The following is a 24,835-nucleotide window of genomic DNA, read 5'->3' on the forward strand; positions in this document are numbered from 1 at the left end:
TCTGACTTCAAAAAGTTAGACTATATTTTAATTCAAGGACTGAGTTCTGTATTCCACAGGGCTTAGTCCTTTTAGCTTCACTTGAATACGCTCATTTTGCTTAAAATCGTGTTTTTTCAATATCTCCCAATAGACAATCATTTACTACTGTCATCCTTGGTCGGAGTGAAGTATCGGTTTTGCTTATCTAATCGTTTCATTGCCTGTGGCATCATTCTGATTATCTGCTCAAAATTCGGACCTCTCGACCCATCGTAAGCGATAATGTCTTTAATTTTCGCTATTTTGCGATAAATCGTCTTTACTTACTGTGAAATCTCTACATTTTTATCGACCTTTGACTTGATATGATATGCGTGTCAATCCTATTAGCCCAAGTAACATTTCCAATAGGAAACGCAGACGTAGGGCATTTTAGATGACAGCTTTTCCTATATTTTTGTTGGTTGAGTTCTTGCAACTCTTTTAGAATTGCATTCTCCACATCTCATTTCAAAATTCGGTAACGAAAGTGTTCCTCTTCGGTTCTGGGCCTCAGTGGAATACTGTCCTTTTTGATAGCTCGAATGACCTTTAATTTAAGCCAACAGAATAATATCGTTTTTTACTTAACATGCTTAATTCATTGATTTTATTATGATTAAATTTGACAATCTAGCGCGTTAATGTTCTTTTGGTAAGCTGAAAATACCAGCGAGTAAGCGAACGTTTTTTTTATTTTGAAGATAAAAGTCGAGTACTTGTTGTTTGAAATGTTGGGGATATTTAGGCATAAAAAATCTGCACCTTACTCACTTGGTTGTTTAGTCCAACTTTTGGGGTGCAGATCAATTGGTTATTGGGGCGAAAAAGTTAAATTTTTGCACCGCATTTTGCGGCAAACTTTGCTCATCTTAAAAGTGCGGTAGGATTTTTCTATATTTTATTTAGGCGAGCAGCGATGTTCGCCTTTTTTATTTCTCAAAATTAAATAATTTACTCACTGATCGGACAAGTTGAGCGAACAAGTGTTAGCTATATCTATTTTCTTCTAATCCTGATATTATGCGGAATAAATTGATACGTTGCGTATTTTTATACATAGAAGGAAACAAAAATGATGGACAGTTGTACACCAAATAAAAAAAGTAGCTACAGCTATGAGGATTTATTGGCATCAGGACGTGGTGAATTATTTGGCGAACAAGGCCCACAGCTCCCCGCACCAACAATGTTGATGATGGATCGCATTGTGGAAATGAATGAAACAGGTGGCGATTTTGAGAAAGGTTATATTGAAGCGGAATTAGATATTCGCCCTGATCTTCCTTTCTTTGGTTGCCATTTTATTGGCGATCCTGTTATGCCGGGGTGTTTAGGGCTAGATGCGATGTGGCAACTTGTCGGTTTCTATCTTGGCTGGATCGGCGGCAAAGGAAAGGGCAGAGCCTTAGGTGTTGGCGAAGTGAAATTCACTGGGCAAATTTTGCCAACAGCGAAAAAAGTGATTTACCGCATTAATATGAAACGTGTGGTAAACCGCAAATTAGTTATGGGCTTAGCAGACGGTGAAGTTGAAGTGGACGGGCGCATAATTTATACCGCCAACGATCTTAAAGTCGGCTTATTCCAAGATACTTCAGCATTTTAATGATGATATTTTTGTAAGATTAATTGGAACCAATTCCCTTATTGGCTCAGGCGTTACCCTTTTGCGCTTGAGCCTTTTTTATTTTGATTGTTTATTCAGTATCGTCCACTATATCCGCAAAACTGGCTTGCAATACATCAGCTAAATCTTGCGATGTGAGTTCCACACTCAAACCGCGTTTACCGCCAGAAACATAAATTTGTGAAAAATTTAAGGCAGATTGCGCAATCACCGTTTTCAGTTTTCTTTTTTGTCCTAAAGGGCTAATTCCCCCCACTAAATAACCCGAGCTTTTTTGTGCTGCATCTTTGTCCGCCATTTCCACTTTCTTCACGCCAATGGCTTTTGCCGCTTTCTTTAAATTCAGCATATTTGCCGTAGGAAGCACAAAGCAGGCGAGCTTTTTCTGATCGCCATTTTCCGCCACAAGTAAAGTTTTGAACGATTGCTCAGGCGGAATGCCTAATTTTTCTGCAGCTTCATCGCCAAAATGGGTATTGTTTGGATCGTGGTCATAACTATGCAAAATAAAAGGGATTTTATGTTTTTTTAATAAATCAATGGCTGGTGTCATTTTCTTTTCCTGTCAGAATTCGGTAAAATATAACGCTTATTTTACGCTGATTATTAAAATCAAGGGAGAAAAAATGTTAAAGATCGCCATTGCCGCAGAATTTGAATTAGCCGAAAAACTGGCTGAATGTTTAGAACAAAGCCAGCTGGAAATTGATCAGCTATCCGTAGTGGAAATTTTTCCATTTAATGAAGAACAAGGCATTCGTTTTAATAATAAAGCGGTCGCACAAATTGTGCCAGATGAAGTGGATTGGGCAACCTTCAATTATGTGTTTTTCGCAGGCGAAGTGTCCGCTGCCAGCCATTTAGCGAAAGCCGCAGAAGCAGGTTGCGTGGTGATTGATTTATTTGGGCTTTGTGCCAGCTTGCCTGATGTACCATTGGTGATCCCAACGGTTAATGACGCACAATTAGTGGAGTTGCGACAACGTAACATTGTTTCTTTACCTAATCCGCAAGTAACCCAAAGTATTCTGCCATTGAGTGAAATTTTGCAAAATTATCCATTAAAACAAGTGGTTGTCAGCTCGCTTCTGCCAGCTTCTTATATGGGCGATGAAAAAGTGGCGCAACTTGCAGGGCAAACCGCACAACTATTAAATGGTATTCCTTTAGATGAAAATGTTCAGCGCCTAGCCTTTGATGTTTTCCCTGTAAAAAGTGCGAATTTGAGCGCGCAAGTGCAGAAAATTTTCCCACAGCTTGATAATGTAGTATTCCACCAAATTCAAGTTCCTGTATTTTACGGCCTTGCCCAGCAAGTCAGCGCCTTTTTTGATTATGATGTGGCCAGTGAAGCCGTAGCAGAAATGTGGCAACAAAATAGCTTGATTGAATACTACCCAGAAACCCAAATTACCCCTGTAATTAATGGCGAAAATGAAAACGGTGAAAGTGAAGTCAAACTGCATATCAGCAATCTTAATCAGCGAGAAAGTGCGGTAGAAAATGGCATCGAATTTTGGTCAGTGGCAGACGAACAACGCTTTAACCTCGCCTTAATGGCAGTGAAATTAGCCGAATTGGTGTATCAATCGGGTTATTGATTTGCTTTTAAAGAGTTCAAAAAGAGAGTACGGTGAAAAAATTTGCGTTTTTTCTACCGCACTTTATTCATACTAATTTTATATAAATTACAGCCATTTCTTTAAAAAACCTATCGCGAAATCGTTTGCTTTCTGCTAGAATTGGCAGGAAAAACACCCTTCTTTAAGTTGCGTTTTTCATCTTTTTTATCAACTAATCTGGATTAAAAAATGGAAAATCAGTCTTTTCTACAAAAACTTTTTAAATTAAATCAAAAAAATACCACGGCAAAAACAGAAATCATCGCAGGGATTACCACCTTTTTTACGATGGTTTATATTGTTTTTGTTAATCCTTCAGTGCTTGGTGATGCGGGAATGGATAAGCAAGTGGTGTTTGTAACCACCTGTTTGATCGCAGCATTTGGTACGATCGCGATGGGCTTGTTCAGTAATTTGCCTATTGCCCTTGCGCCTGCGATGGGGTTGAACGCCTTTTTCGCCTATGTGGTGGTGGGAAAATTGGGCTATTCTTGGGAAGTGGGAATGGGTACAATTTTCTGGGGATCAGTGGGCTTATTCGTGCTAACGTTATTCCAAATTCGCTATTGGTTAATGGCGTCCATTCCTTTGAGTTTACGCGTTGGCATTGGGGCAGGGATTGGATTTTTTATCTCGCTCATTGGCTTTAAAAATATGGGCTTAGTGGTGGCAAATCCTGCAACCTTAGTGGCGCTGGGTGAGTTGCATAATCCGCAAGTGTTAATGGGGATTTTAGGCTTTTTCATTATTGTGGTGCTTGCCGCGCGCAAAATTTATTCTGGCGTATTGATTTCAATCGCGGTGGTGACCACCCTTGCGTTGTTATTTGATGACAGCGTGGTGTTTCACGGGGTGATTTCTATGCCACCAAGCCTTGCGCCAGTGGTGGGCAAAGTGGATATTATGGGCGCGTTAGATACCGCCTTGCTCGGCATTATTTTCTCTTTCTTATTGGTGAATTTATTTGATTCTTCAGGTACCTTGCTGGGCGTAACAGACAAAGCCGGGATCAGCGATGAGAAAGGACGTTTCCCGAAAATGAAACAAGCCCTTTATGTGGATAGTGTGAGCGCTGTGGCGGGATCCTATATCGGCACCTCTGCAATCAGTACTTACATTGAAAGTGGTGCTGGTGTTTCCGTGGGCGGACGCACGGGAATGACGGCAGTTGTAGTTGGCGTGTTGTTCTTATTAACTATTTTCTTCTCGCCATTAGCGAGCGTTGTGCCACCTTATGCCACCGCAGGCGCCTTGGTTTATGTGGGGATTTTAATGGCTTCAAGCTTAATTCGTGTTCAATGGGAAGACTTAACCGAAGCTACACCTGCCTTTATCACCGCAGCAATGATGCCGTTCACTTATTCCATTACGGAAGGTATTGCCTTTGGCTTTATTAGCTACTGTGTGATGAAAGTTTGCACAGGACGCTGGAAAGAAGTCAATGCACCAGTTTGGGTGGTATCCTTACTCTTTATTGCCAAATTCGTTTGGGTTGGCTAACTCTCTTTAATTAGGGCGAAAATTCGCCCTAATTTTTTACCGCACTTTTGTTATTTTCGATTTGCCTTAAAAACAGGTAAAATATCGCCAATTTTCCACCGCACTTTATTTTTCTCTCATATTGCTTATGCGAAAAATCATTCATATTGATATGGATTGCTTTTATGCTTCTATTGAGTTGCGCGATAAACCGCATCTCAAAGGCAAACCTGTGGCGGTGGGCGGTTCATCTGAGCAACGTGGCGTGTTAAGCACTTGCAATTATGAAGCTAGAAAATTTGGTTTACATAGTGCAATGCCAACGGCGCAAGCCCTGAAACGTTGCCCCAATTTGATTTTATTGCCTGTGAATATGCCGTTGTATAAACAGGTATCGCAACAAATTCAGCAAATATTTCATCGCTATACCCATTTAGTTGAACCCTTATCTTTAGATGAAGCCTATTTAGATGTTACAGATTGTCAGCAATGCTCGGGTTCAGCCACTTGGATCGCACAAGAAATCCGTCAAACCATTTTTGCTGAAACTCAGCTTACTGCGTCTGCTGGCGTTGCACCGTTAAAATTTCTGGCCAAAATCGCTTCTGATAAAAATAAGCCGAATGGGCAATTTGTAATTGAACCAGATGATGTGGACGAATTCGTACGAAACCTGCCGCTCAGTGCCATTCCCGGTGTGGGGAAAGTGACCACACAACGCTTATTGGAAATGGGCTTAAAAACCTGTGCCGATGTACAACAATTTGAACAGCATTTATTGCTCAATCAACTCGGCAAGAGCGGACAGCGTATTTGGAATTTTAGCCACGGCATTGACGAAAGGGAAGTGCAGCCCGAGCGGCTGCGTAAATCCGTAGGGGTGGAAACCACTTTATTGAAAAATATCACCGTACTTGAACAAGGTGAGGCCGTGCTAAATCAGCTTTATGATCAATTAGTGCGCCGTGTGCAACGTGCTTGCCCTGATTTGCCTTTGCAAAAATTACGCAAAATTGGCGTGAAGTTAAAATTCGATGATTTCCAAATCACCACGTTAGAAAAAAGTGCGGTGGATTTTTCGCAAGAAAGTTTCCGTGCCTTATTGGCGCAAATTTGGCAGCGCCGTCAAGATAAATCCATTCGATTAATCGGCTTACAGGTTAATTTACCCGAGCAACAAGAAGAAAAACAGATGAGTTTATGGGAAAACTGATCTGTTAAATCTTGAAATTACAAAATTTATAATTATATTGGTTATTCCTTTAATCATTTATTGGATAATCAACTACATACTCATAGCGAGGAACTTTTTATGATGCGAATTTTACTTTTTTTAGCCACCAATATGGCGGTGCTAATTGTCTTTAATATTATTTTGAGCCTAACAGGAATCCGCGCACAAGATGCCAGTGGATTGCTTGTTATGGCGGCACTGTTCGGTTTCAGTGGCTCGTTGATTTCCTTATTTTTATCCAAAACAATGGCATTAAAATCGGTCAATGGACAAGTGATCGAACAGCCGCGCACAGAGCAAGAGCGCTGGTTATTAAACACTGTGGCTACGCAAGCGCGTGAAGCTAATATTCCAATGCCAACGGTGGCGATTTATCATTCTGCGGACGTCAATGCCTTCGCCACTGGCGCAAGTAAAAGCAATTCTCTGGTTGCCGTGAGTACAGGATTGCTCAACGCAATGACAAAAGATGAAGCCGAAGCGGTGCTAGCACACGAAATTAGCCATATTCAAAATGGCGATATGGTTACAATGACGTTGCTACAAGGCGTGTTAAATACCTTCGTGATTTTTATTTCTCGCCTTATTGCCAACGTGGTGGCGAGCAATCGCAACGACAACGGCGAAAGCAGCAGCGGAATTTATTTCTTAGTTTCAATGGTGCTAGAAGTGGTGTTCGGTTTCTTGGCGAGTATGATCGCAATGTGGTTCTCACGTTATCGTGAGTACCGTGCGGACGCAGGTTCAGCCCATTTAGTCGGCAAACAAAAAATGATCGCAGCATTACGCCGCTTACAACAACTTCACGAACCACAACAAATGGAAGGGCAATTTGCGGCTTTCGGTATTAACGGCAGAACAGGCGGTTTAGCCTCTTTATTTTTAAGCCACCCGCCATTGGAAAAGCGTATTGAAGCGTTGCAACAAAGCGATAGTTTAAAATAAACGCTTTTTTCGGGCAGACACATAGGTCTGCCCCTACACAAATCATCAAACCATAATCACAAAAGAGCGGTAAAAAATCCCCAAATTTTCCCCGCACTTTTCCCCCAAGGAATCTCCGTAGGATGGGCTTTAGCCCATCAGTGGGAATGCGTTAAACAATGGGCTAAAGCCCATCCTACCTTACCATTACTGGTTTATCCTAGTTTAGGGGCGGACCGATGTGTCCGCCTTTTAAAATAATTAATGTAGCTAAACCGCCATAAATGTTAAAATAGGGCGCTTTCAAATTTTCAGGCACAGATTTTGTGCCTTATTGTTTTTTGGAGTTGTGATGGAACATCGTTTAGAAGATATTATTGCCATTTTTAATCAATGCTTTGAGCAAGAATATAATACCAAATTGGTTAAAGGGGGCGATGAGCCGCTTTATGTGCCAGCGAATGAAGATTGCCCTTACAATACCATTTATTTTGCACGAGGCTTTTACAGCAGCGCCTTGCACGAGATTTCGCACTGGTTGATTGCAGGCAAAGAGCGGCGACAATTAGAAGATTTTGGTTATTGGTATGAACCTGACGGACGTTCTGAACAACGTCAGCGTGAGTTTGAACAAGTGGAAGTTAAGCCACAAGCGTTAGAATGGATTTTAGCCACCGCGGCAGGATTTCGCTATATTGCGAGCAGTGATAATCTTAACGGCAACCCTGGTGATACTCAGCCTTTCAAGCAAGCCGTTTATGAACAAGTGAAAAGCTATGCCGCGAAAGGGTTACCAAAACGCGCAGAAACCTTACGCCAAGCCCTTGCTAAATTTTACGGCACACCAGATGGCATTAATTTGGATTTATTTGACGTGAGTAAAATTTAAAAATTTAAGTCAAAAATCAGCAAAATTTGCACCGCACCTTGTTTACTTATGATTTAAAAAGTGCGGTGCAAAATTTTAATAAATTTAACGGAACATTGAATGTTAGCATTAGAAATCAAAGGATTAACCAAAGAATATAAAAACGGGGTCAAAGCCTTGCACGGCATTGATCTGAGTGTTGAAGCAGGGGATTTTTATGCGCTGCTTGGGCATAATGGGGCGGGAAAATCCACCACCATTGGGATTATTTGTTCTTTGGTGAATAAAACATCAGGCGATGTGAAAGTGTTTGGTGCGGATTTGGATAGCAATCCAAGCCAGCTAAAACAGAATATCGGTTTAGTGCCGCAAGAGTTTAATTTTAACCAATTTGAGCGCGTGATTGATATTCTCACCAATCAAGCCGGTTATTATGGCATTCCACGCAAAGAGGCTTTAGTGCGCGCGGAAGTGTGGCTGAAAAAGCTCGATTTATGGGATAAACGCCATCAGCAATCACGCCAACTTTCAGGGGGAATGAAACGCCGTTTGATGATTGCACGAGCCTTAATGCATCACCCTAAACTGCTCATTCTCGATGAACCTACAGCGGGCGTGGACATTGAATTACGCCGTACGATGTGGGAATTTTTACGCGAACTCAATGAGCAAGGCACAACCATTATTCTCACCACCCATTATTTAGAAGAAGCGGAAATGCTTTGCCGTCATATCGGCATTATTCAGCAAGGGCGTTTGGTGGTAAATATGCCGATGAAAGCCTTATTAGCCAAACTGGAAACAGAAACCTTTATTTTTGATTTAGCACCACAAGCGGTTAAGCCTGAAATAATGGGTTACAACGTCACTTGGCTAGATAACAATACGCTTGAAGTGGAAGTGAAAAGAGAGCAGGGTTTAAATCAGCTATTTTCACAACTGACGCAACAAGGCGTGCAAGTGTTGAGTATGCGTAATAAAGCCAACCGTTTAGAAGAATTATTTGTTTCAATGGCATTGAATAAAGGAGTGCAATAATGAGTTTAGCTTGGGTTGCCTTTCAAACTATTTTTGTGAAAGAAGTACGCCGTTTTACCCGAATTTGGGTGCAAACCCTTGTGCCGCCGGTGATCACAATGACCTTATATTTTGTGATTTTTGGCCAGCTGATTGGCAATCGTATTGGCGAAATGCACGGCTTTAGCTATATGCAATTTATCGTGCCGGGGCTGATTATGATGTCTGCCTTAACTCATTCTTTCGCCAATGTGGCGTCATCTTTTTACAGCACAAAATTTGCCCGTAACGTAGAAGAACTGCTAATTTCGCCAACTTCACCGCACATTATTATTTTAGGCTATATGGCTGGCGGAATGGCGCGTGGCTTAAGTGTCGGGATTTTGGTTACCTTGGTTTCGTTATTTTTCGTGCCATTACAGATTTATTCTTGGACAGTAATTCTTGCCACCTTATTACTCACCACCGCCAGTTTTGCGCTCGGGGGCTTGATCAATGCGGTTTTCGCGCGCTCTTTTGATGACATCAGCATTATTCCCACTTTTGTTTTAACACCATTAACCTATCTCGGCGGCGTATTTTATTCCATTTCCTTACTGCCACCTTTCTGGCAAGTCGTGTCAAAATTTAACCCCATTGTTTATATGATCAGCGGCTTCCGCTACGGTTTTCTCGGCATTCAAGATGTCAGCCTTGTTTACACCTTCAGCGTTTTAGGCATTTTTATCACCGCACTTTACGGCATCGCCTATTATCTGATTAGCCGTGGGGTTGGGTTAAGGAGTTAAGAAGAAAAGTGCGGTAAGAATTACTACGTTTTTATAAAAAATGCGGTATTTAATACCGCACTTTTATCTAATTATCGAATAATCTCATAACAAGGCTCATAAGCCTCGCCGTCTGGCAGTTTCATTCGGTGTTGGGTGATGAAATCTTGTAGTACGTTGTCCACTTTTTCCATTAAATCCTTATCTCCTTTGAGCTGGAATTTGCCTAGCTCAGCGATGCGATCTTGCGTATCGGGTTTAATGTTGCCCGCTACAATGCCAGAAAATACACGTCGAAGATTGGCGGCAAGGCTCACTTTGCTTTGGTTCATATGCAAATCTAAACTTGCCATATTTTCGTGGGTTGGGATAAATGGCTGTTGGAATTCAGGATCAATTTTCAACGACCAATTAAAGCCATAAGAATCATTATTTTCATAGCGTAAATGACGAATTTCTTCTATTGAAGATTTCATATGACGCGCCACTGCCACAGGATCATCAATAATGATTTTATATAAGGATTGCGCTTCTTTCCCTAAGGTTTCGCCAATAAAGCGATCAATCGTAGCAAAATAATCCGCACTTTCTTTTGGCCCAGTTAAAATGAGTGGGATAGCTTGCGCTTGATTTTCTGGGTTGAGCTTAATTCCAAGGATATACAGCAATTCCTCGAATGTCCCAGGACCGCCAGGGAAGATAATAATGCCGTGCCCCATACGCACAAAGGCTTCAAGACGCTTTTCAATGTCAGGCATAATGATCAGCTCATTAACAATTGGGTTAGGCGGCTCAGAAGCAATGATTGAAGGCTCGGTGATGCCAATAAAACGGCTGTTTTTATAGCGTTGGTTGGAATGGCCAATCGCCGCGCCTTTCATCGGTGCTTCCATCACACCCGGCCCGCAGCCTGTGATGATATTTAATTCACGATGACCTAATTCTAATCCCACCGCACGACAATATTGGTATTCAATTTGATTGATGGAATGACCGCCCCAGCACACCACCAAATTCGGTAATTCGCCCACGATTAAGGCTTTGGCATTACGCAAAATGGAAAACACTTGGTTGGTAATATGCACACTGTCTTGAATATCACAAGGATTAATCCGTTGGCTTAGCACATTCACGAACACAATATCACGCAGGACGGCAAAAAGGTGATATTGAATATTGCGGATAATATGTTGATCCACAAAGGCACTTTCTGGCGGATTGTGTAACTCAAGGGTGATACCACGTTCTGTCGCCACCAACTCAATATCAAAATCAGGATATTGATTTAATAGCTTGCGGCTGTCATCGGTAACCGCACCAGAATTTAGCACCGCAAGCGAGCAGTTGCGATACAGCTGATATAGCTCGCTTTTGGCTTGCTTGGTGAGCAATTCTACTTCAAGGTGCGAGAGCTGTTCCATACTCCCACGGGGATTCACATAATGAATATTCGCCATTACGACCTCCTATTGTCTGGCTAAGCGTGCATTGTGCGGCACGGTTTCAAAGTTCGAGCGGAACGGATTAATATCCAACCCACCGCGGCGTGTGTAACGGGCGTAAACAGTGAGCTTTTCAGGCTGAGCAAAACGCATTAAATCACAATAAATTCGCTCAACGCATTGTTCGTGAAATTCGTTATGCTGACGGAAAGAAACCAAATAACGCAACAATTTCTCGCGGTCAATCCGTTTACCCACATAATGAATTTGCAACGAACCCCAGTCGGGTTGTTGTGTGATTAAACAATTTGATTTTAACAAATGGCTGACTAAATATTCTTCGACAACCTGTTCGCCTTGCGTGCTGTTTTCCAAATAATGTGGGTTAAATTGATAATCGGTGATTTCAATATCTTGTTCATCAATACAATCTCCTTGTAAGGAATCAATGAAAGTGCGGTCATAATTTGCTAAAGAATTTAACCGCACTTTCACTTCACCTTTGGCACAATCCGCTAAATCCTGTTGCAAAATCTGTTGCACTTGGGCGAAGCTGTCAAAATGGCTTTGATTGAAGCTGTTGAGATAGAGCTTAAAACTTTTTGATTCGATCAAGTTCTCGCTACGAAAATCAATTTCCACGTCCGCAATCGCCACTTGCGGCACGCCTTTAGGATTGAGCCATGAGATTTCATAAGCCGTCCAAATATCTGCGCCAAAGGTAAAAGGCTGTGTTGCCACAATGCCAAGCTGTTCACGGTTTAATTGACGTGGCACAGCTTGCAATAAAGTGCGGTCATAATGTTGTGCATATTTTGTTTCTTGCCCTAATTTTAAGGCGTGTAAACTTTGGTGGTTATAATTCATATTTTTCCTTATTGCCAGTGCCAAGAAAGGTTGGATACCAATCGGCACTGATCACATTTAAAATCAAACAGATCAAAGAGTGGGGCTTTTAATGCCCAATTTTTATGGCAGCTTGGACAGTGGCGTTGTTGTTCTGCAGCCAAACTTTCGCCACCAATGCGGTATAAATAATAGTAAGTTGGAATACCAGTGTGTTGCTCAATTTCTTGGCATAAGGCATAACCGTGTTTGGATAAATTGCTGTGCAGATCAGAAATTTCAGCAAGGGCTTGGCTTTCTAGAGCCGTGCCGTTCATTTGTAACTGATCGCAAGCCTGCCAATTCTCTTGCCATTTGATGAGATCTAAACTCAAGTGCGGTGCATTTTTGAAAAATTTATACAGTGGAATAGGCAAGTTATCATCGCCGCTGTGCAATGGTGAGCAAGATTGCAAATAGGTGGTGTTAAGCACTTGCCAGCTTGGTCGCTCGCCTTGATAGGTGAGATCAGAATTTAGGTCATCAGCAATCACTTGAAAACTATCAAAATTTATCCCCGCATTTTGTGCCATATCTAAGGCATTTTGCACCGCTGAATTATTAAATTCGGGCAGCAGGCTTTGTTGTTCGGGGCAAACCACACGCACAGCAATGCCTTGCTGAGTTTCTAATTCAGCGTGAAAAAGGGGAATTTCTCGCCCAAGAATTTGCCCGTTGTAACGCCATTGTTCAATCACTTGATTAATCAATGGGTAAGCCGTATTGTTGGGTTCGGTAAGGGTAAAAAAAGCTTCAATTAAATACATTCTCTGCCTTAATTTATAGGAAAGCGATTGCGTTTTTTCATACTTGGCTTTGTGGTATCATAACGCCTTTGTTTCTGCACTAAAGGTGAACGCCACATTTTAGGCAGAATAAGATGAGAAAGCAAATTAAGGAATCCACAATGCGTGAACAAACAAAATATCAGTTACAACAATTACAAAAAGCAATGGAGGAATTAGCCCTTTGGCAAGCCGTTGCACCGGAAGCGGCAGCATTTGACAGCGTCGAGCCGTTTTGTATCGACACAATGAATGCGCACGAATGGTTGCAATGGGTGTTTATTCCGAGAATGTATGCCATTATTGAAAGCAACGAACCATTACCGCACAAAATGGCGATTGTGCCTTATATTGAAGAAGCCTTAAAAGAAAAGGATATTGTGGAAGTGCAACGCTTAATTGAGCCGTTGAAAGCTATCGAAGAAATTTGCAACGCTCAAAATGACCGCGCTTAATCTTCTTTATCAAGATGAATATTTGGTGGCGGTGAATAAGCCAGCGGGAATGTTGGTGCATCGTAGCTGGCTTGATCGCCACGAAACCCAATTTGTGATGCAAACCTTACGCGATCAAATCGGGCAGCACGTTTTTCCTATTCATCGTTTAGATCGCCCTACCTCTGGCGTGCTGCTGTTTGCTTTAAATGGGGAAATTGCCAAATTGTTGTGCGAGCAATTTGAACAAAAGCAGGTGGAAAAAAGCTATTTGGCGGTGGTGCGAGGTTATGTAACGGGGCAGGGCAGGATTGATTATCCGCTGAAAGTTCAATTAGATAAAATCGCCGATAAATTTGCTCAGCAAGATAAAGCACCGCAAGAGGCGATCACGGATTATGAAGGCTTAAAAACAGTGGAAATGCCTTATGGGGTAGGGCGTTATCAAACCAGCCGTTATTCTTTGGTGAGGCTCATTCCACAAACGGGCAGAAAGCATCAGTTACGTCGTCACTTAAAGCATATTTTTCACCCGATTTTAGGGGATACGCAATATGGCGATTTGCATCAAAACCGCGCTTTAAGCGAACATACTGGCGTGCAACGGTTAATGTTACACGCAGAAACGCTCGCGTTTAACCACCCTATAACAAAAAATCGGTTAAAAATCACCGCACCTTTAGATGAACAATGGCAACACTTGTTCGATGCTTTTTCTTGGAATGAGATAGCCTAAACGTTCAAAAATAAAAGATGAAACATCAAATGCGCAAAAATAATAGAAATTTCCTAGGAATTTCAAAGTGCGGTGCTTTTTTTCGTTTGTTTTTTGGTTAAAGCTCTTGTATAATCGCCCGACCCTGTGAATGTGTCGGCTTTCCCACCGCACATTATTTTATCGAGATCACACTCGAAGGGGTGAAGATTGAGATTCATGGTTGTGTTCAAATTTGAACACTGGGTATTAATATTATTTTATTGGTAATTAATTAATGAAAACTTTTGTAGCAAAACCAGAAACGGTTAAACGCGACTGGTATGTAGTAGATGCGACAGGTAAAACTTTAGGTCGTTTAGCGACTGAATTAGCACGTCGCCTTCGTGGTAAACATAAAGCTGAATATACTCCACACGTTGATACAGGTGATTACATCATCGTTATCAATGCGGACAAAGTTGCCGTAACAGGTAAAAAAGAAAGCGATAAAATTTACTACTGGCACACTGGCTATGTAGGTGGTATCAAACAAGCGACATTTAAAGAAATGATTGCTCGCCGTCCAGAAGCTGTGATTGAAATTGCGGTTAAAGGTATGTTGCCAAAAGGCCCATTAGGTCGCGCAATGTATCGTAAATTGAAAGTGTACGCTGGTCCTAACCACGAACACGCAGCACAACAACCACAAGTTTTAGATATTTAATCACGAGGTGAGAAAAATGGCAGAGAATCAAAACTACGGCACAGGTCGCCGCAAAAGCTCTTCAGCTCGTGTATTTATCAAACCGGGCAGTGGTAAAATCACTATTAACCAACGCGAATTAGACGTTTATTTCGGTCGCGAAACTTCTCGTATGATCGTACGTCAACCATTAGAGTTGGTTGAATTAACTGATAAATTAGACCTATACATCACAGTTAAAGGTGGTGGTATTTCAGGTCAAGCGGGTGCAATCCGTCACGGTATCACTCGTGCACTAATTGAATATGATGAAACATTACGTCCAGCATTACGCGCAGCAGGCTTTGTTACTCGTGATGCTCGTCGCGTTGAACGTAAAAAAGTGGGTTTACACAAAGCACGTCGTCGCCCACAATACTCAAAACGTTAATCATTTCTTATTCAAATACAGTTCAAATGGCAAGTTTTTACTTGCCATTTTTCTTTTCTAAATTTCTTAAATTAATCATTTTAAAGAAAAAATTCAATTTATAATCAATAAGATAGCTTGGTATGTGATAAATTTACTTAGCTATTTCCCTATAATTTATGGTAAAATATTCGCCTTTAATTTTAAATGATCGATAAGTAAAAGGTTAGCGGAGGAATAAAATGAGTAGTGCAGCAAATAAACGTTCAATAATGACCCTTTTTTCCAATAAAGACGATATTTATTGCCATCAAGTGCGCATTGTTTTAGCGGAAAAAGGAGTTGCTTATGAGATGGAAGAAATTGAGCCAGGTTCTGTCTCAGAAGATTTAATGGAGTTAAACCCTTAGGCACATTGCCAACCTTGGTAGATCGTGATTTAGTGCTATTTAATTCCCGTATTATTATGGAATATCTTGATGAACGCTTTCCACACCCGCCATTAATGCCCGTTTATCCTGTATCGCGCGGTAAAAGCCGTTTATTAATGCTAAGAATTGAGCAGGATTGGTATTCTTTATTAAACCAAATTGAGCAAGGTGATGACGCTGAAAAAGAGCAGGCTGCCAAACAATTAAAAGAAGAATTATTAGCTATCGCGCCAATTTTCAACCAAACTCCTTATTTTATGAGCGAAGAGTTTAGCTTGGTAGATTGCTATATTGCGCCGTTATTATGGCGTATGCAGAAATTGGGAATTCAATTTACAGGCGCAGGAAGTAAAGCGATTAAAAATTATATGGAACGCGTGTACCAAAGAGATTCTTTCAAACAATCCGTAGGCGAAGCTGCACCTAAAAACCTAATGGATGATAAATAAAAGAGAGTAGTTATGGAACGTAAATTCTCACCGAAACGCCCTTATGTTTTAAGAGCTTATTATGATTGGTTGATAGACAATGATTGTACGCCGTACTTGGCCGTTGATGCTACTTATTCTGGCGTGAAAGTACCTGTTGAATATGTGAAAGATGGGCAGATTGTGCTGAATATTTCAATGAATGCAACAGGAAACTTGCAATTAACCAATGATTTCGTTCAATTTAATGCACGTTTTCAAGGTGTACCGCAAGAAATCTTTATCCCTATGGGCGCGTTAATTGCGCTTTATGCAAGAGAAAGCGGTGATGGTATTATGTTTGAACCAGAAGAGTTCGAAGATGATCTTGCTATTCAACAAGATGAAATTAAAGATGAACAACCGTTAAGCTTTGTTGAGGCCGTAGATAAACCTGAAACAACAGAAAAGCCATCGAGTAAGAAATCCTCTCCAAAATTACGTTTTGTTGATTAATTATAAAGACTTAATTTCTTTTAAGCGTCTGCACTAAATAATAGTGTAGGCGCTTTTTTTTATATTCCTTTATTCAAATAAACCCCTTATTTTTATAATGTTATTTAGTTATTTTTGTAACGTTGTAACAAATTAGCAGATAGGCTTTTCCTATATTTTTTAAGACTAAAATCTTAAAGATTTCTTAAATCTCGCTAATATTTATTTTGTATCCATTGCGAAAATCAATCTAAATGATCTCATCATCATAAATCCACTGAAAAGATATTTCATATAAAGAATAACCGAAGAAAAGATTCCAAGATGCAACACTAAAAAACGCCATAAAGATATGCTGTAGGCTATGACAAAAAAGAGCGATACAAAAGTTACTCTTATATTTACATTATTTAACATAATATACATTATGCGAAATTAGTTATCAGGTTAGTAAAAACTACGGGTTAAGAAAATCACAGAGTTATACACAGATCACTTTTACTAGTTAAACAAGGTAAAATTAAGGTTTTTGACCACACTGTAACGCTTAGATTTTATGAGTTACTCACTGTCAATGATGAAATGTAAAGAAAAGTTAAAGAATGACGTAGATTAATATGGTGGTAAAAATAACGCTAGATAAAAATCTAGTCTTGCTTAATTGAATTAAAAATCAATGAAACAAAATCTATAATCTTTACGATGATTTTACTTATCTGCTATTTTTGAGAGCTTAAAAACAATAACTGGAATAAGCTTAGTTAAGCTATTTAATGATTTTCCGCTTTTTAGCCTTACTTTATTAAGGCTAAATGATTGCGCTACGCGAAAAATAAAAAAATCGAGCAGTTAGATTACTCGATTTTTTATTTTACGCAATTTAGCAAAATTTAATTAGATTGTTACAGCATCACAAATCTAACCCAATAATTTCACCCCATATTCATAAACTTGCTGCAATAAGGCTAATTTTTCAGGATTATTTTGATATTCTTCCGCCAAGGCTTGTAATTCTTGTTCAAATTGCACCGCACTTTGTTCCAGCTTTCTACGGCGGTATTTATCCCAGCGTAACTGCTCGGCTCGAGTTAAAGTCTTGTAGAAATGACGCGCACGATAATGAAACAGCAACGCATCAACACGTTTATCTTGGAAGGTTAAATTATGCTCGGCCAATTTTTCAGGGGTTAAATCGCGTAAAATGGCCATATTATTTTTGTCATTTGGACTGAAAAATCCACTATATAATTCAGTTTCTACATTATCGCTTGGCTCAAAGACGCGTTTATCAGTGAAAATTTGTAATACTTTTTCACGAATGTTGAGATTAGCACGCAATTTAGTAAGGTTTGCTAAGCAACGCTGGCGGTCAATGCCTAAGCGTTGTGCATTTTCTGGCAACAGGGTTTTGGCTGGGGCTAAAATTGGACATTTGTTGATATGCACCAATTTTAATGGTACAGGTAAAATACCTTGTTCTTCCAATTCCGTTTTTTTGGTATATAAATTTTGGCGTAATTCTTCCGCACTTTTATTGAGTAGATCATCAATATTGCTATCTAAATCACACATAATGACGGCATTTTTATTGGTTGGGTGCCAGGCTAAAGGGGCAATCCAAGTGGTGTTACCGCGATAATTCCCCAACATTCCTGAAACGTGAACCAATGGCGTCATTTCTGCAGTGTTAATCATTACTTCAAGGGATTTTTTATCGCGATGCTCAAAGAAAAACTGGAATAATCTTGGCTGTTTTTCCTTGATTAATTTCGCCATTTCAATGGTTGCATACACATCAGCCATTGCATCGTGGGCATTGCTATGCTCTATTCCATTGGCTTTGGTTAAATTTTCTAAGCGGAAAGATGGCATTCCGTCATCATCATAAACCCAGTTTATACCATCAGGCCGCAAGGCATAGCAGGCACGCACTAAATCCAGTAAATCCCAGCGAGAATTGCCATTTTTCCAGCTATATTCGTAAGGATCGATAAAATTCCGATAAAAGGTATAACGGGTCATTTCATCATCATAACGGATATTATTAAAGCCCATAACACAAGTGTTTGGTTGAGAGAATTCTTGCAAAATTCGCGCAGCAAATTCAGGTTCAGGCAAGCCTTGCTCATTGCATTGCTGTGGCGTGATGCCGGTTACCATCACCGCGGTTGGCGAGGGCAAATAATCATTGGTTTGCTTGCAATAGAACATCACAGGCTCACCAATAATATTAAAATCCTTATCTGTACGAATTCCGGCGAATTGTGCAGGACGATCGGTGGCAGGATTTACCCCAAAACTTTCGTAATCGTAAACAAAAAAACTGAAATTATCTTGCATTATCTTACCTTGTCAAAAAAGGTTCTAAATAAAATAGGCTGAGAATGGCAGAAATACCAAGTGCCACGCCTACCCCATTGATTTTGCTTATTTTTTCTTTGAATACTATTGCACCAACAAGCGTGCCAAGACAAATCACACCAATATTCATTCCCGCAAAAACAAGGGTTGGATTTTGGCTAAAACTTTGATGAGCGCGAATATAAAATAGAATATTCATAAAATTTAGCCCGCCGAGTACAATGCCAGCTAACAGACTCGCCCCATTCCACTGGGTTCGCTTAATCAATAAATACATAAACATAACGCACATTGCTAAGGCAAAGGCAATAAACAAGGTGGTTGGAAAGGCGCTGCCCATTTTGGCGGTCTGCTTGAATAAAATATCAATCACGCCATAACCAAACCACACGGCAAGCAAGCTCAATCCGCCTTTAACCGAAAGTCCTTGCTCGCGCGGTTTGATTAAACAAAATAATGCTGAAAACGCCAAGATTAAGCTGATAATACGCGATTGACTGAGCTGTTCGCCAAATAATATAAACGCTGCCAAAATAGGCAAAAATAAAGATAAACGCTGCGCCGCATCAGAACGTACAATGCCTGCAAATTCAACGGCTTTTGACATAATGATAAACACGCTAGGCAACAATAAGCCTAAACTCAGGAAAATCGCACTATTTTCATTTTGTACGATAAAATCGGTAAAGCCTTGCCCTTGAAAGTTCGGCTGTAATAAAAAATAGCTGAGTAAAAGTGCGATAAGATAATTGAAAGCGATTGCTTGCTCGATCACAACGTTGAATCGGCGTGCGACTTTTAGCAGCACAGATACCGCAACGCTGCAAGCAATGGCGAGAAATAAATAGTGCATTTTATTTCCTTGCGAGATTTAAAGTGAAAAGATAACGAGTAAAGTGCGGTGAAAAATTTTGTATTTTTGCACCGCACTTTTGTTTATTGCCTATTCTATTCCGTTGCGCCAAAACCGCGTAAGGCAGACACTTGAACCATTTCTTGGTTACCAAAAATCTTACGCACCAGTTTATAGGTTGTCCCTTTCTCTGGGCTGATATTTTCAGGGGCTGCAATGAGTAATTGCATATCCAAGCGAGAACAAAGCTCAAACAAGGTTGAAATGGATTTTGCATCTAAACGTGCCGCTTCATCAAGGAATAATAAGCGACAAGGCACAATGTCTTTCCCACGAATACGGCGGCTTTCTTCTTCCCAGCTTTGCACCACCATTAACAAGATTGACATCCCAGTACCAATGGCTTCACCTGTGGATAATGCGCCACTTTCCGCACGCAACCAGCCGTCTGCACCACGATAGACTTCCACTTCCAAATCAAGGTAATTGCGGTAATCCAACAATTCTTCACCAATGGTTTGTGCCGTACGCTGTCCCATATCAATATGCGGATTTAAGCGCTGATACAATTTCGCAATAGCTTCAGAGAAGGTAATGCGGTTATCAGAGAATAAATCTTGATAATCATCTTGGCGATCGGAAAGGGCGTCCAGCAACATTGCGTGAGTATCACGAATATTCACCACTAAGCGCACCGATTTCACCTGACCAAAGGCAATATTTTGTAGCCCTTGGTTAAGCATACGAATACGATTTTGCTCACGCTGAATAGTCTTACGCATAATGTTCGCCACACTTTCGGAGCTAATCGCCAATTTTTTCTCGCGATTGGTTAGTTCTGCGGTAAGGCGAGATAATTCGATTTCCATTTGTTCAATGGCATCAATTGGATCGTCCGTTTTGATGATGTCTTGACGGATACGCTCACGCAAATGCTGATAAACTGCAATAAAGAACCGCACTTTATTTTCTGGTTTACGATTATCTTCTGATGAACGCAGGGCATCACGCAGGTATTCATTGTCAGCCACGGCAGTACGCAGCGCACCAAGGGCTTTATCCGACATTGAACGCAATTCATCAGCAGAAAGATAAGCGAGTTCGCGGCGATTTAAACGTTTTTCCACATCACTATTGCGTGATAAACGCAACACCACACACCAGCTGGCTTTCATCGCGACCACCAATTCACGCTGGGTTTTGTAATCACGCTCCGCTTTACGAATTCGGCGGTTAAGATTTTCGCTTTCGCTTTCAATTAGGGTTAATTGTTTTTCTAAATAACGGCGGCGATTACGCACGGTGGCAAGTTGCTGTGATAATTCATCACGGCGTGTTTGAGCGCGTTGCTCTGCCCCATCATCTGCGCGCACACCAAGCTGGCTGATTTCTTCAAGTAGCTCGTTTAGCACTTTATTTTTTTCTTCATAAGAACTGCGCAGTTCAATATAAACTTGATTATATTGGGCAAAACGCACTTGTTTTTGGCGTACTTGCTCGCGTTGTTGTTCGCGCTGTTCTTGCACTTGCTCTAAACGGTTACGCAGTTGCTCATTTAATTCGGAGGTTTCCGATTGCACGCTTTCTTTGTAATCAAAATGCGCTTTACGCTGCGCTACGTCCGCCAAGGCAAACACACGCAACTGTAATTGTTTTTGCTGATTAACCGCTTGTTCGTATTCCGCTTTTAAGCGTTCGTAGTTTTCAGGATCGCTTTGTAATGTATTAGCAATTGGCTCAAGCTGTGACAATGTCACGCCATATTGACGAATAAAATGCTCATCTTGCTCAGCTAAATCAAGCTGTTCGCGACATTCTTCAATGCGATCTAATAAACTTTCATCATCAACTACAGCAAGCTGCGGAATCAGTTTATTTAATAACTGTAATTTTTCCTTAGCACTGTCTAATTTAAGACGAATTTGTTGTTCTGTGGTGCTAAACTGCCCTAATTCACGCTCAATTTCCCCTTGTTCACGGCGAATTTCTGCCATCAATTCTTCAGGGTTTGGCTGGAATGCAAGGGCCAAGTGTAAACCAACAAATTGGCTGAAATGTTCGTGTAAACGTTGGCATTTTTGCACATCAAAGGCGCATTCTGCATATTGTTCCGACACCTCATCACGTTCAATTTGCAAGGCTTCTAAATGTTTTTCCCGCGCGGCACGGCCAAATAATGGAGTTTCAGGGAATTTTGAATAACGTAATTCTCGGTTCGACACCTGAACCACAACCCCTAGCTCAAGCTCTTGAGCTGACAATACGCTGTCATCAAAAGAACTTGGATCCCCTTCGATAAGGTATAAATCATCAGGGCAATCTTCAAGCTGAGCTAATTGTGCTTTCACCGCTTCTAAATCGCGCACCACAATTGCGTGGCGAGCTGGGCCATATAGCGCAGAGAAATAAGGCGCATCTTCAATCGGCACGTCATCATAAAGTTCAGAAAGCAACACGCCACCAAAGCGTTCTGCTAACACATTTAGACGCGGATCTTCAGAACCATCTGGCTGACTTAAACGGGAAATTTGTTCATCAAGTTGCTGACGCTTTTGCTCTAACTGATCGCGTTTAATGGTTAATTCACGTTCTTTCACCAATAGTGATTGCATAAAATTCATCACATCTTGGCTGTCGCTAAACTGGCTATGGCTTTGTTCTTGCAAGCGTTCAAGTGCAGACTGAGCAGTGAGCCACGCTGGCGCTTTATTGGCATTTTCATTGTAACGCGCGTTCAACTGTTCACGCTTTTGACGGAAGGTTGAGCGCTGTTCCACCTGCTCTGCCAATTCTTCATTTAGCTCATCAACAAGGCTTTCTTGCTCGGCGTAATATTCTTCGATTTCATCTGCGGTTTCGAGTTCTAATTCTGCACGCTGATTAAATTCTTTCAATAAACGCACCGCACTTTGTTGTTGCTGATAACGCTGTTCCAATTCGTGTAATTTAGCGCGAAGTTGTGGCGTTTGTTGCGCTTGCACTTTTTGGCTTGGATATTCACGCAACAAGGCTTTTGCACTTTCCCACGCGGCCGAGCGAGGCATCTCTCCCGCAATTTGGCAAACGAGCTGATAGGCTTTGTCAAATTGCGATTTTGCCATTTCGGAAATTGACATTTTTTGCTCTAAATCTAGCACCTTATTGGTGAGATCTTCGGCTTGCGCGGCAAATTCAGCGTGATAATCTTCTACATTTTTTGTGGACAGATCAGCCAATCCACAAAGGGTTTTGGCTTTTTCAAGCGCTTGAATAGCTTGTTGATATTGCAACGCACGAGTTTGTTGCGCATCAAGGGCTTGTTGATAATCCGCTAATTGACCACGCAGTTGATCCACTTCTTGCTCATACTGTTCTAACTGCGCTTGGCTTTCTTCGTGCTGTTCAGAGGCTTCTTCTACGGCAAATTTTTGCTCTTCTAACTTTTCCCGTAAACTTTCTACATCATCTTGATAACGTGAAATTTTTTCTTGATGACGCAAGGCATTCAGCACTAAATTCAGATGATCAACGGCGCTTTGATGATCCACTTCAAGGGTTTGTTCACTTTCGTTGAGTTCCGCCAATTCACGGCTAAAATCCACCAAGCGATGTTGCGATAAATCGCGCTCCGATTTAGCTAAATACCATTCTTTACGGTGCGCTAACGCATTTTCCACATTGCCGCGGCGTTCGTTGGCATTACGCATATAATCTGACGCCACATAATTGGTGGTTTCAGTAATTAAATGCTTGAATAAATCACGATCTGATTGCGTTACCTTAATCGCCTCAAGGGTCATACGGTTTTCGCGCAAAGCACTTTCCATATCCTGGAAAGCCTTACGCACCCCTAAATTTTCTGGTAATAAATAATCTCGCAAAGATCGGGTAATAGCACTGGAAATCCCACCGTAAAGTGAGGCTTCGATTAATTTATAAAACTTGCTGCGATCAGAAGACGAACGCAGACGCTTAGGAATAATACCTAAATCAAACATCATTCCGTGATAATCGGTGATTGAGTGATATTGCTTAAATTGCGCGCCAAGTGTTTCGATTTTCTCTTTTAATTCGTTTAAGGTCAGCACACGGGCTTGACGTTCACTTACCACTTCGGTTAGGGCGCTAATTGGCGCTAAAGATAAAGGGAGACCTTGAATAGAAAAGGTTTTAATATCCACTTTTTTATCGCGCCCAGCCACTTGTTGCAGACGTGCGCCCACTAAAACACGTTGATGACGAGAATTCACTGCATCTAACACGGCATAACAAACCCCTGGTTTGAGTTTACCGTGCAAACCTTTATCCCGTGAACCTGTGGTTGCCCCTGCTTCTGTGGTGTTACGGAAATGCAATAGAGTTAAATCAGGAATCAGTGCGGTAACAAAGCCGGCCATTGTGGTGGATTTCCCTGCCCCATTTCCCCCTGATAAGGTGGTAACTAATTCATCTAAATCAAAAGTGCGGGCAAAAAAACCGTTCCAGTTAATCAGTGTAAGGGAGCGGAATTTTCCACGTTCTACATTTTGCCCAACAGGTGCGGCCGTATCTTGCGATTGCACCGATACGGTTTCCATAATATCTAATTCTTCCGTTTGATGATTTTCCATTTCTTCGCTTTCAAGGGTTAAATTATCGCTTTCTAATTCAAATTCTTTGGTCATTATTCTTCCCCTTCTTCATCAAATTCTTCAATTTCTTCGCCATTTTGCACCGCACTTTTCTCATCTTGTAAGGATTGTGGTGTTGCGGCTTCCCCATCGCGGATCAAGCGTAATTGCGCTTCCATTGGGTCATCGCCAGCACGCACTTCTGCACCAAAACGGAATACCGCTTCTGAAATCACAAATTTTCCACTATGCTGATCGCCGACTGTTGAAATTATTCCTAAACGGCGTAAGCGATTTAACGTAGCGCGGACTTTTTCTGCCAGTTTTTGTTTATCTAAATCTGAACCTGAAGAACGCTGATTCACCACTTTTAACAACTTGCTTTCATCGGCCAAATTGAGCAATTCATCATACACTTCTTGCGTGCTGAAAATGCCTTGTTGAGCAAGGCGCTCTGGGCTTAAATACAAATAGCACAGCACTTTACCAACCAACATTTCTAATTCAGAAAGCACTGAACGTGCAATCAGCGTAGTGGCTTTGGGACGCAAATAGAAAAAGCCTTCTGGCGCACGAATTAATTCCACATTGTAACGGCGATAAAATTGATCTAGCTCGTTTTGGAAATCCATCAAAAAAGCGTGATTATCCAATTGCTCTAAACTAATGTGTCGCCCTGCACGCAATTGGCTATCCACCGCAGGAAAAAGGGGATTTGCAATGGCCTGCGCTTGTTTTACGGAAAGTATCTCTTGTAGCTGCTCTGTCATAGTTTGGTTCTC

The 24,835-nt window shown here is 41.1% G+C and carries 21 protein-coding genes and 2 pseudogenes; 14 read left to right on the top strand and 9 right to left on the bottom strand.

The annotated features are described in order from the left end of the window. Window positions 1-27: 27 nt before the first annotated feature. Window positions 28-269: pseudogene (locus ELZ61_RS10795) on the bottom strand (IS3 family transposase); the annotation flags it as partial. A gap of 827 nt (window positions 270-1,096) precedes the next feature. Here ELZ61_RS10795 and fabA point away from each other — a divergent pair. Next, window positions 1,097-1,630 carry a bifunctional 3-hydroxydecanoyl-ACP dehydratase/trans-2-decenoyl-ACP isomerase gene (fabA, locus tag ELZ61_RS06950; RefSeq protein WP_126372437.1) on the top strand — a complete coding sequence of 178 codons (534 nt, stop codon included), beginning with the start codon at window positions 1,097-1,099 and terminating at the stop codon, window positions 1,628-1,630. Window positions 1,631-1,721: 91 nt separating this feature from the next. On the opposite strand, the gene ybaK is transcribed toward fabA, so the two are convergent. Next, window positions 1,722-2,204 carry a Cys-tRNA(Pro) deacylase gene (gene ybaK, locus ELZ61_RS06955; protein ID WP_126372439.1) on the bottom strand — a complete coding sequence of 161 codons (483 nt, stop codon included), beginning with the start codon at window positions 2,202-2,204 and terminating at the stop codon, window positions 1,722-1,724. 73 nt (window positions 2,205-2,277) lie between these two features. Between ybaK and ELZ61_RS06960 the strand changes: the two genes are divergently transcribed. The 7 genes from ELZ61_RS06960 to ELZ61_RS06990 all read left to right on the top strand — a co-directional run bounded on the left by ELZ61_RS06960 (window position 2,278) and on the right by ELZ61_RS06990 (window position 9,583). Continuing rightward, window positions 2,278-3,252: an oxidoreductase gene (locus ELZ61_RS06960; RefSeq protein ID WP_126372441.1), complete on the top strand. Its 975-nt coding sequence runs from the start codon at window positions 2,278-2,280 to the stop codon at window positions 3,250-3,252. Between the two features lie 210 nt (window positions 3,253-3,462). Continuing rightward, entirely contained in the window at window positions 3,463-4,773 is a 1,311-nt protein-coding gene (locus tag ELZ61_RS06965) for an NCS2 family permease (protein ID WP_126372444.1), read from the top strand. A 127-nt stretch (window positions 4,774-4,900) separates the two neighbouring features. Continuing rightward, complete coding sequence (gene dinB, locus ELZ61_RS06970; RefSeq protein WP_126372446.1) at window positions 4,901-5,965, top strand: DNA polymerase IV; 1,065 nt, start codon at window positions 4,901-4,903, stop codon at window positions 5,963-5,965. 99 nt (window positions 5,966-6,064) lie between these two features. Then, complete coding sequence (htpX, locus tag ELZ61_RS06975) at window positions 6,065-6,931, top strand: protease HtpX (RefSeq protein ID WP_126372448.1); 867 nt, start codon at window positions 6,065-6,067, stop codon at window positions 6,929-6,931. 331 nt (window positions 6,932-7,262) lie between these two features. Beyond that, window positions 7,263-7,799: an elongation factor P hydroxylase gene (locus ELZ61_RS06980; RefSeq protein ID WP_126372450.1), complete on the top strand. Its 537-nt coding sequence runs from the start codon at window positions 7,263-7,265 to the stop codon at window positions 7,797-7,799. A 99-nt stretch (window positions 7,800-7,898) separates the two neighbouring features. Further along, window positions 7,899-8,816, top strand: a complete 918-nt coding sequence (locus ELZ61_RS06985) for an ABC transporter ATP-binding protein (RefSeq protein WP_126372452.1) — start codon at window positions 7,899-7,901, stop codon at window positions 8,814-8,816. After that, on the top strand, window positions 8,816-9,583 hold the full coding sequence (locus tag ELZ61_RS06990) for an ABC transporter permease (RefSeq protein WP_197717453.1): 768 nt from the start codon (window positions 8,816-8,818) through the stop codon (window positions 9,581-9,583). Before ELZ61_RS06985 ends, ELZ61_RS06990 begins: the two co-directional genes overlap by 1 nt. 71 nt (window positions 9,584-9,654) lie before the next feature. Here the strand turns inward: ELZ61_RS06990 and ppnN are convergent, their stop codons facing one another. The 3 genes from ppnN to ELZ61_RS07005 are packed head-to-tail and all read right to left on the bottom strand — an operon-like array spanning window position 9,655 to window position 12,656. After that, window positions 9,655-11,019, bottom strand: a complete 1,365-nt coding sequence (gene ppnN, locus ELZ61_RS06995) for a nucleotide 5'-monophosphate nucleosidase PpnN (RefSeq protein WP_126372456.1) — start codon at window positions 11,017-11,019, stop codon at window positions 9,655-9,657. Between the two features lie 9 nt (window positions 11,020-11,028). Next, on the bottom strand, window positions 11,029-11,871 hold the full coding sequence (queF, locus tag ELZ61_RS07000; protein ID WP_126372458.1) for an NADPH-dependent 7-cyano-7-deazaguanine reductase QueF: 843 nt from the start codon (window positions 11,869-11,871) through the stop codon (window positions 11,029-11,031). Window positions 11,872-11,879: 8 nt separating this feature from the next. After that, entirely contained in the window at window positions 11,880-12,656 is a 777-nt protein-coding gene (locus ELZ61_RS07005; RefSeq protein WP_126372460.1) for a Zn-ribbon-containing protein, read from the bottom strand. A 140-nt stretch (window positions 12,657-12,796) separates the two neighbouring features. On the opposite strand from ELZ61_RS07005, the gene ELZ61_RS07010 reads away from it, so the two are divergent. The 6 genes and pseudogenes from ELZ61_RS07010 to ELZ61_RS07035 all read left to right on the top strand — a co-directional run bounded on the left by ELZ61_RS07010 (window position 12,797) and on the right by ELZ61_RS07035 (window position 16,271). Beyond that, window positions 12,797-13,129, top strand: coding sequence for a YqcC family protein (locus tag ELZ61_RS07010; protein ID WP_126372462.1), 333 nt, complete (start codon window positions 12,797-12,799; stop codon window positions 13,127-13,129). Continuing rightward, window positions 13,116-13,844, top strand: a complete 729-nt coding sequence (gene truC, locus ELZ61_RS07015; protein WP_126372464.1) for a tRNA pseudouridine(65) synthase TruC — start codon at window positions 13,116-13,118, stop codon at window positions 13,842-13,844. Before ELZ61_RS07010 ends, truC begins: the two co-directional genes overlap by 14 nt. Before the next feature lie 256 nt (window positions 13,845-14,100). Further along, entirely contained in the window at window positions 14,101-14,529 is a 429-nt protein-coding gene (rplM, locus tag ELZ61_RS07020) for a 50S ribosomal protein L13 (RefSeq protein WP_017806616.1), read from the top strand. 16 nt (window positions 14,530-14,545) lie between these two features. Then, window positions 14,546-14,938 (top strand): 30S ribosomal protein S9, encoded by a 393-nt coding sequence (gene rpsI, locus ELZ61_RS07025; protein WP_017806615.1) that lies wholly within the window; start codon window positions 14,546-14,548, stop codon window positions 14,936-14,938. Between the two features lie 221 nt (window positions 14,939-15,159). Further along, window positions 15,160-15,797: pseudogene (sspA, locus tag ELZ61_RS07030) on the top strand (stringent starvation protein SspA). A 12-nt stretch (window positions 15,798-15,809) separates the two neighbouring features. Next, the gene (locus tag ELZ61_RS07035; RefSeq protein ID WP_126372466.1) at window positions 15,810-16,271 is read left to right on the top strand and encodes a ClpXP protease specificity-enhancing factor; all 462 of its coding nucleotides are present in this window, start codon (window positions 15,810-15,812) and stop codon (window positions 16,269-16,271) included. A gap of 897 nt (window positions 16,272-17,168) precedes the next feature. On the opposite strand, the gene sbcB is transcribed toward ELZ61_RS07035, so the two are convergent. From sbcB to mukE, 4 genes are all read right to left on the bottom strand, one after another. Further along, window positions 17,169-18,590 (bottom strand): exodeoxyribonuclease I, encoded by a 1,422-nt coding sequence (gene sbcB / locus ELZ61_RS07040; protein WP_126372468.1) that lies wholly within the window; start codon window positions 18,588-18,590, stop codon window positions 17,169-17,171. Between the two features lie 4 nt (window positions 18,591-18,594). Then, entirely contained in the window at window positions 18,595-19,464 is an 870-nt protein-coding gene (locus tag ELZ61_RS07045; protein ID WP_126372470.1) for a DMT family transporter, read from the bottom strand. A gap of 95 nt (window positions 19,465-19,559) precedes the next feature. Further along, window positions 19,560-24,020, bottom strand: coding sequence for a chromosome partition protein MukB (gene mukB, locus ELZ61_RS07050; protein ID WP_422386268.1), 4,461 nt, complete (start codon window positions 24,018-24,020; stop codon window positions 19,560-19,562). An 86-nt stretch (window positions 24,021-24,106) separates the two neighbouring features. Continuing rightward, on the bottom strand, window positions 24,107-24,823 hold the full coding sequence (gene mukE, locus ELZ61_RS07055; protein WP_126372473.1) for a chromosome partition protein MukE: 717 nt from the start codon (window positions 24,821-24,823) through the stop codon (window positions 24,107-24,109). Window positions 24,824-24,835: the final 12 nt, after the last annotated feature.

Source organism: Avibacterium volantium (assembly GCF_900635775.1).
Classification (GTDB): Bacteria; Pseudomonadota; Gammaproteobacteria; order Enterobacterales; family Pasteurellaceae; genus Avibacterium; species Avibacterium volantium.